The following is a 6,848-nucleotide window of genomic DNA, read 5'->3' as shown; positions in this document are numbered from 1 at the left end:
CAGCTACCTGCCAGTTGTGATTAGTATCGCTGAAAACAGGATGGAGTGACTATATAGGGTCGCAAGCCCCGATTATTAGAGGCTGCTAAAGAGAAGTTCAGTTAATGCAGTCACTTTGAAATAAGTGCAAACTATTGATCCCTATTTTTTAGGAGTTCATCATGAACCATGGAACAAAGGTAAGTAATCGGTCAAAAAGCACCACTTAAATTTAAAGAAATCTGGACAATTCGAGTTCGCTCAGAACTATCTAATTGAAACAAAGACTTAGAACTTTTTAACCTTGCAGTTGATAGTAATCTCCGTGCATGTGATTTAGTGAAAGTGTACTTTTTTAGGGTACTGATTACATTGTAACGATTTTGCCGCCAAGGCGCTCAATGAGAGCGTCTCTATCAGCCGCTTTTGCTAAACAGGCAACTTTGGTTAAAGCGTCTGCGCGCCAAGCGTAATGAGACATGACGGTCCAACTACCGAGGTTTGGCGAAGCTAAACTACCAATGATTTTCCCAGGAAACGTTTTGTCATAAACTTCGGTGACAGTTGAAGTAGCAAGTGCAGCATTCTGTAAACCGCCTAAACTGACATATTCACCATTAATCTCTCGACGACTTACTGGTAACACTAAATCACCATAAACACGTAAATCTCCACCAGCATTCACCCAAGCGGCTTTAATGCCGAAGCGCTTGAGTTGGGCTATGGCGCAATCAACTGCATAGCCTTTAGCAATACCGTCTAATGTGATTTTTATTGAGTTGCTAAGTGTAATAGTATGAGCATTTATTTGAATGTCATTAGCAACACCGCTGGCTTTAGTCTCAGCTCCATCTTGATTTGGACTGTTATGATTTGGCAGAACGCCACTTTGTACCATTGCACCACCTAGCGTGCAATTGAATAGGCCATTGCTAGCAATGGTCATAGCTCGCGCAAGCTTCATTACGCGTAGAGTATGCTGATTTACCACAACCGCTTTGCCTTCGGCCTGATTTAATCGGCTAAGATCACTTGCTTGCTCGTGAAAACTGAGCAAATGGTGTAGCTTTTCTATCACATCAAATGCCGCAGCAATTGCATGTTCAGCACTTTTGTCAGTTTGCATACAACCAATCTCGACAAAAGTACCAAGCAAAGGCCGCATTCTTTTAAGACTAGCCATTGAAACCTAACAATTCAAATTCAACCATCTTAACTTAATTAAGGTAACGCTTATTCAACCAAATTTAAGACTTTCTGAATCGCGAGAACGCGTTTCACACCATCCATGACATTGCGACTAGATAAGGTACCGCCACTAATATTCGGTACATCTTCATCTAACTTAAAGGGGTCAGCTAGCGTTTTACCTACAAGATGCTGACGCCAAATAGCATTACGTACACCACCGCCATAAGTTTCACGGTACGTCATAATCTCTACGCCTAAAACGTGGCCATCCGGACTCAAGCCAACTGCATAGGTAATAAACTCATGCTTACCTATGACCTCGTCCACCACAAACCAACCTAGCGTTTTACCATTTTTAACAGCACGCCAAATTTGTTGTGTATCCCAACGCTGACGTAAACCAGATAAAGATTTAATCTTATCTTGCTGATCTGAGGTTAGCTTTGCTGGACGCGCCTCGAAAGACTGAGGGCGCAATACAAGCGTATAGCAGTCTCGTTTATTCACTTAGAAGTTCTGCAACGGGCTGTAAATGCTCAATATGTACGCAGATTACTTTGATTATGACGATAAGAGGAATACCTAGTAGCATTCCCCATACCCCCCAAAGCCACGTAAAAAATAAAAGGGATATAAATACAGCTGCAGAATTCATTTTGGCAATGCGGCCAGTCATCCAGGTCGTTAGAAAGACACCCACTATTGTGGCTACTAGCATAGTCGCTCCAGCTACCAGAACTGCCATTGAAGTGGAGCCAAACTGCATATAAGACGCTATTCCTGTTGCGCCTGCTGTTACAACTGGACCAAAATATGGAACTACATGAAGAAAACCGGCAAACACAGCCCACGCACCAGCATTTTCTAAGCCGATCATTCGAAATAGGAGCCACATCGATAGACCGACCATTACATTGGTAATGAGCAGCATAAACATGTAGCGTTGAATTGAATTATTGATATCTTCAAGAATATGTACCGTAATCTTTTTACGTGACAGTGACGGCCCAGTAAGGTGAACTAACTTTCGTTTGAATGTATCTCCTGATAACAACAAGAAGTACGCAAGAAAAGCCATGGTAATTGCCTCTCCGACAAACCCGAAAACACCTAATGAACCTCGCCACAGAAAATCACCAATTTTGAATTTATGATCGTCAATAACGACATGCATAGTGGAGTTTTTCTTAGTCGCAACGGCGTTCGTTACCGAGTTGGTCGCTGTTTCAACCTGACTAGCAGCTATCTGCACTTTTTGCATATCGGTAAGCGGCTCTCCACGCTTAGTTTCAAAAGCAGCGGTAAGCTTAGTCGTGACTTCGGGCAACTGGGCGATAATAGATTGAACCTGCCCTCGTAAGGTAAAGCCAGCAAATCCAATGCTCAATATAAGCGTTAGTATGACGATTGAAGAGCCGACCATGCGCGGTATTTTGACGTATTCGAGCCATTTCACTACTGGATTTAGCGTGTAGGACAAGAGGATTCCCAACAGCAAGGTAATGACGAAGTTTTGTGCCCAGTCCAAAGCAAAAATTACGGCAAGAGTTGTCAGAATAACTAATGCCAGGTTTTTAACTTGAATTGAATCATTTCCAGGCAGTACTGCTAAGTCTGCGGATGGGTGCTTATCTGACGCTTGGATAATGCTCTTATTCACACACGTTCCTTCTATTTAAAATTGTTATATATCTAATGCAGAGGGTGATTACCAATTAATGAATCTTAGAAAGATATGGCTGTAAGCAGTTTACTAACGGCTCATTAGGAGATCATTTTAAATCTGTTCTACTTAATGTGATTTGACTGGAGCAGGCGTAAAAATTTAAGCTTCTTAGTGACAACGCAAATAAATTACTTGTCACTGAAAAGCTTAAAAAAGGCCAGATTAAAGACGTATCGGAGGCAAATAGCCACCTGGAAGAATTCCAACAGCCGACAAAATAATCAATATTAGTAAGACTAGAAAAAGAGCACGCACAATCTGAGCGATAGGCGCAGGCAGGGGCAGCAAGCTGACTAGCCACCAAATTAGCCCAAAAACAACTAAATACACAATTAAATTTATGATGATGTTCATTGTTAATACTCTCTGAAGTTAGATTAAACCCGAAAATAACAATTTTTTCATGCTATGTATGTGCGTAAGCGAACACATGATTCAATAATCTAGTGGTCTACTAGCCATGGAGGTCCATCGACTTGTTTTTTTAAAGGATATATTTAAGATGAAACTTCTTAAAGCGGTAGTGGAAGTTTTTATAGATTCGTTTACTTCATGGGTCACTCACCGTGGAGCCAGTAAAGGTGCGGCCTTGGCATTCTATGCACTATTTTCTCTTGCACCAATTTTAATTCTAACCATTGCGGTCACTGGTTTCTTTTTTGGCGATGAAGCAGCACAAGGACAGATTATTCACCAGATAGAAAACTTGGTTGGCCATAATGGCGCGGTAGCCATCCAAGCGATATTGGCCGCTGCGCGAGATCCTGTGGGTGGTCAATTAACTACGGTAGTGGCTATCGGACTTTTGTTAGTAGGAGCAACCAGTGTGTTCACTGAGCTGAAAGGTAGTTTAGACGAGCTATGGGGCGTGCCAAAATCAGACCTATCAGCGATGAGTATCTTGCTAAGAACACGCTTGCTATCATTTGGACTGGTATTAGTACTCACATTTTTACTTTTAATATCGCTAGTAGTGAGTGCTTTACTGAGTGTTTTTGAACAATATATAGGTAGCGTATGGGGCAGTTCGGCACTGTTATTTACAACATTGACATCATTTGTTTCATTCTGCGTGATTGCATGCCTGTTTGCCGTCATCTATAAAATGCTGCCAGATGAGCGATTATCTTGGCAAGATGTTGCTATTGGCTCTGTGTTTACCGCCTGTTTGTTCACACTTGGTAAGTACCTAATTGGTCTCTACATTGGCAAAAGCGCGGTTGCCTCAAGCTTTGGCGCAGCTGGTTCTGTGATTGCGATATTACTTTGGGTATACTATTCAGCTCAGATTTTATTTATGGGCGCCGAATTTACCCGACAATACGCTTTACGCTTTGGAAGCCTAAAGCAATATAAACAACAGCAGCTTGAACTTGATCAGTTGGCGGCAAATCCGCTCAAGAGTGTGAGAGATTCTAAAAGTTAACTGATATAGCTAATATCATTAACTCATGTTCTATTTGTATGTGGTTATGCTTGGTTCGTTAACGTACAGACAATAGACTAGTGATTTATTACATTTAACACGATGACCGGATGCTTAATTCTCAGTATTATTCAGTACTCTTGAAGCTTGACTAAGTATACAACCTAAAAAACTGTCATTGAAGTAATAAGTGCCCCAACAGCCTTTGGGCGACATTTTGTGCATAGTAAAGAACGCCTTACGGTTAACTCTGAGGCTGGCTGATTGGGTTGTGGAAGCTTGCTAAGATGGTTAAAAATATGAAATCTAATCTAAACTCTCAAATCTAAACATCTCAACTCTAAACATAGTGTAGCCACTCATTAAACTGCGCTAAAAAAGCCAAGACAGGACATGCCATGCTAACAATCAAAAAAATCAAAAACAGTAAGGTTAGAATCTTGGGCGGCATTGTTTTGGCTTTATTACTGATTGTTGCTTTTTGTGAAGTTATTGGGTGGCCTTTTCTCAGGTTGCCATTGCAGCGATTCATGCAAAATAAGTTAGAGCGTACCGTTAATATTGATAGTCCATTTAACTTAAAACTAATAGGTGGTTTGAAACTTCAAGCTGGGGGTTTGCGTATTTCTGCACCTTCTGAATTTAAGGTGCCTTATCTTGCCAACGCTAAAGGTCTCGAACTCCAATTACGCTACAGTGATTTATGGGGCGTTGAAACTGGAAGTCCATATGTCATTAAATCGATCAAAGCAGAACAGATTGATACCCATTTAAGCAGGGGGCTGGATGGTAAATCAACCTGGCAGTTTAATAAAAACGACACAGATCCTATTCGTCCTTTTCCTTTGATTCAGTCACTATTGATTCGTCAAGGGCAGGCTTACGTTGATGATCGCCTGACCAAGGCTGATCTTATCGTTGAGTTTAGTACTGATGAAGGTCAGAAAAGTACTTCCCCCGTATCAAAAGTAGCCGTGCGGGGAGAATTTCGTGAACGTAAGTTAAAGGGAGAGTTAACCACTCAGGGCTTTTTGCCCATTGCTTCTCAGGATAAAAACTCAGCGCCTGTTTCTTCAAAAGGCTGGCTTGAGTATGGAAAAGTACATGTGAATTTCGACGGCACTGTATACGATCTTTTTGGGGAGCAAAATATTAAAGGCCAATTAGCCATTAATGGCGCCTCATTGGGTGAACTGGGTGATCTGCTCAGTATTACGCTTCCTCGCACTACGCCTTTTAAAATCAGTGGTGGAATAGCGCGAAATCACAAGGTCTGGCTGATTGATGTCGCCTCCGCCCGCATTGGGCAGAGTGATCTAAACGGTAAATTTGAATACGACACTCGCCCTGATAAGTCTATATTGAAAGGTCAGCTTACAGGTAAACGCTTTGTTCTGGCAGATTTGGCACCCGCCTTCGGCGGTACTGATACTGATTCCACTAAAAGAGATCGCATATTTCCTGATCAGCCATTGGATTTTGCTACCTATAACCGCATGAATGCTGAAATTGCAATTGACATTGATTATGTCGATTTAGGCAAAGCTTTTCGTGAGCCACTTGCTCCTCTAAAGGCAAGTTTAAATCTCAATAAAAATAAGCTGTCTTTAGCCAAAATTGATGCTAGAACTGCTCAAGGCAGCATTTCAGGCGATATCTTTATAGATGCTCATGAACAAAAAGAACTCGCTAATCCACTAAAGGAAAAGAATCTTGAGCGTATAAAAGCAGATTGGGGCATCAATGTTGCAGTTAAAAATATCAATCTAGAAAAATGGTTAACAATTTCAGAAGCCAGAAAAGACGAGGCTAAGCAAAAGAACAAATCAGAGACCTCGCTTGCTTATGTCACGGGTCTTTTAAATGGTGAAGCTAAACTCAAAGGCAAAGGCAACTCTACCGCGCAATTACTGCGCTCACTCAATGGTGACCTCTCACTTTATATCCGTAATGGAGAAATATCACACTTGATAGTTGAAGCCGCTGGCTTGGATATTGCGCAAGCTGTTGGCCTGTTGATAAAAGGTGATCAAAATCTAAAAATGCAATGTGCAGTCATGAATTTCAAAGCAAATGATGGGGTTATGAAATCCAATGTCGCCTTAATTGATACCCCAGTGACCACCATTGTACTCAATGGCAATGTCAATATGGGTGAGGAAAAGCTTGATCTGCGTATGACAGCTGAGCCTAAAAACTTTTCACCATTAACCGTGCGCTCTCCTATTGATATAACCGGTACTTTCCTTAAACCAAAAGTCTCCCCAGAAGTCGCGCCTATAGGAGCGCGGGTAGTAGGGGGAATTTTATTAAGTTTAATCAATCCGCTTGCAGCCATCATCCCTTTCCTTGATCCTGGTAAAGTCGCCGACACACATCAAGATGCTATTTGCAATGAAACATTAGCCCGGCTGAAAAAGCATTAACTAAGCTTTGATTAGCCAAAGTGCCGTTAATAGCCTTTGATTTTTGGTAAATACGATTAGCTAAGTCGTAAAATTAAGTCATCAAATAAGGTATAATTCG

Annotated in this window: 6 protein-coding genes; 2 read left to right on the top strand and 4 right to left on the bottom strand. The window is 41.4% G+C overall.

Features of this window, described 5'->3' with window-relative positions:
• Nucleotides 1-346: 346 nt before the first annotated feature.
• The 4 genes from PSU72_RS14400 to PSU72_RS14455 form a co-directional block, all read right to left on the bottom strand.
• Entirely contained in the window at nucleotides 347-1,162 is an 816-nt protein-coding gene (locus PSU72_RS14400) for an FAD:protein FMN transferase (protein ID WP_300433414.1), read from the bottom strand.
• Between the two features lie 50 nt (nucleotides 1,163-1,212).
• The gene (locus tag PSU72_RS14395; protein WP_300433413.1) at nucleotides 1,213-1,677 is read right to left on the bottom strand and encodes an FMN-binding protein; all 465 of its coding nucleotides are present in this window, start codon (nucleotides 1,675-1,677) and stop codon (nucleotides 1,213-1,215) included.
• Nucleotides 1,670-2,830, bottom strand: coding sequence for an AI-2E family transporter (locus tag PSU72_RS14390; RefSeq protein ID WP_300433412.1), 1,161 nt, complete (start codon nucleotides 2,828-2,830; stop codon nucleotides 1,670-1,672). The genes PSU72_RS14395 and PSU72_RS14390 overlap by 8 nt, the downstream gene beginning before the upstream one ends.
• A gap of 228 nt (nucleotides 2,831-3,058) precedes the next feature.
• Nucleotides 3,059-3,250, bottom strand: coding sequence for a Thivi_2564 family membrane protein (locus tag PSU72_RS14455; protein WP_367186098.1), 192 nt, complete (start codon nucleotides 3,248-3,250; stop codon nucleotides 3,059-3,061).
• Nucleotides 3,251-3,398: 148 nt separating this feature from the next.
• On the opposite strand from PSU72_RS14455, the gene PSU72_RS14385 reads away from it, so the two are divergent.
• Nucleotides 3,399-4,322: a YihY/virulence factor BrkB family protein gene (locus PSU72_RS14385; RefSeq protein WP_300433410.1), complete on the top strand. Its 924-nt coding sequence runs from the start codon at nucleotides 3,399-3,401 to the stop codon at nucleotides 4,320-4,322.
• A gap of 440 nt (nucleotides 4,323-4,762) precedes the next feature.
• Nucleotides 4,763-6,748 (top strand): AsmA family protein, encoded by a 1,986-nt coding sequence (locus PSU72_RS14380; protein WP_300433408.1) that lies wholly within the window; start codon nucleotides 4,763-4,765, stop codon nucleotides 6,746-6,748.
• The last annotated feature ends 100 nt before the right edge of the window (nucleotides 6,749-6,848 follow it).

The sequence above is a fragment of the Methylotenera sp. genome (genome assembly GCF_029945535.1).
Classification (GTDB): domain Bacteria; phylum Pseudomonadota; class Gammaproteobacteria; order Burkholderiales; family Methylophilaceae; genus Methylotenera.
This window is presented reverse-complemented; position numbering and strand designations above follow the sequence as displayed.

Bases quoted from the DNA above. Each gene is read 5' to 3' on its own strand.
- PSU72_RS14400 (WP_300433414.1), bottom strand. From the start codon at position 1,162: ATGGCTAGTCTTAAAAGAATGCGGCCTTTGCTTGGTACTTTTGTCGAG.
- PSU72_RS14385 (WP_300433410.1), top strand. From the start codon at position 3,399: ATGAAACTTCTTAAAGCGGTAGTGGAAGTTTTTATAGATTCGTTTACT.
- PSU72_RS14455 (WP_367186098.1), bottom strand. From the start codon at position 3,250: ATGAACATCATCATAAATTTAATTGTGTATTTAGTTGTTTTTGGGCTA.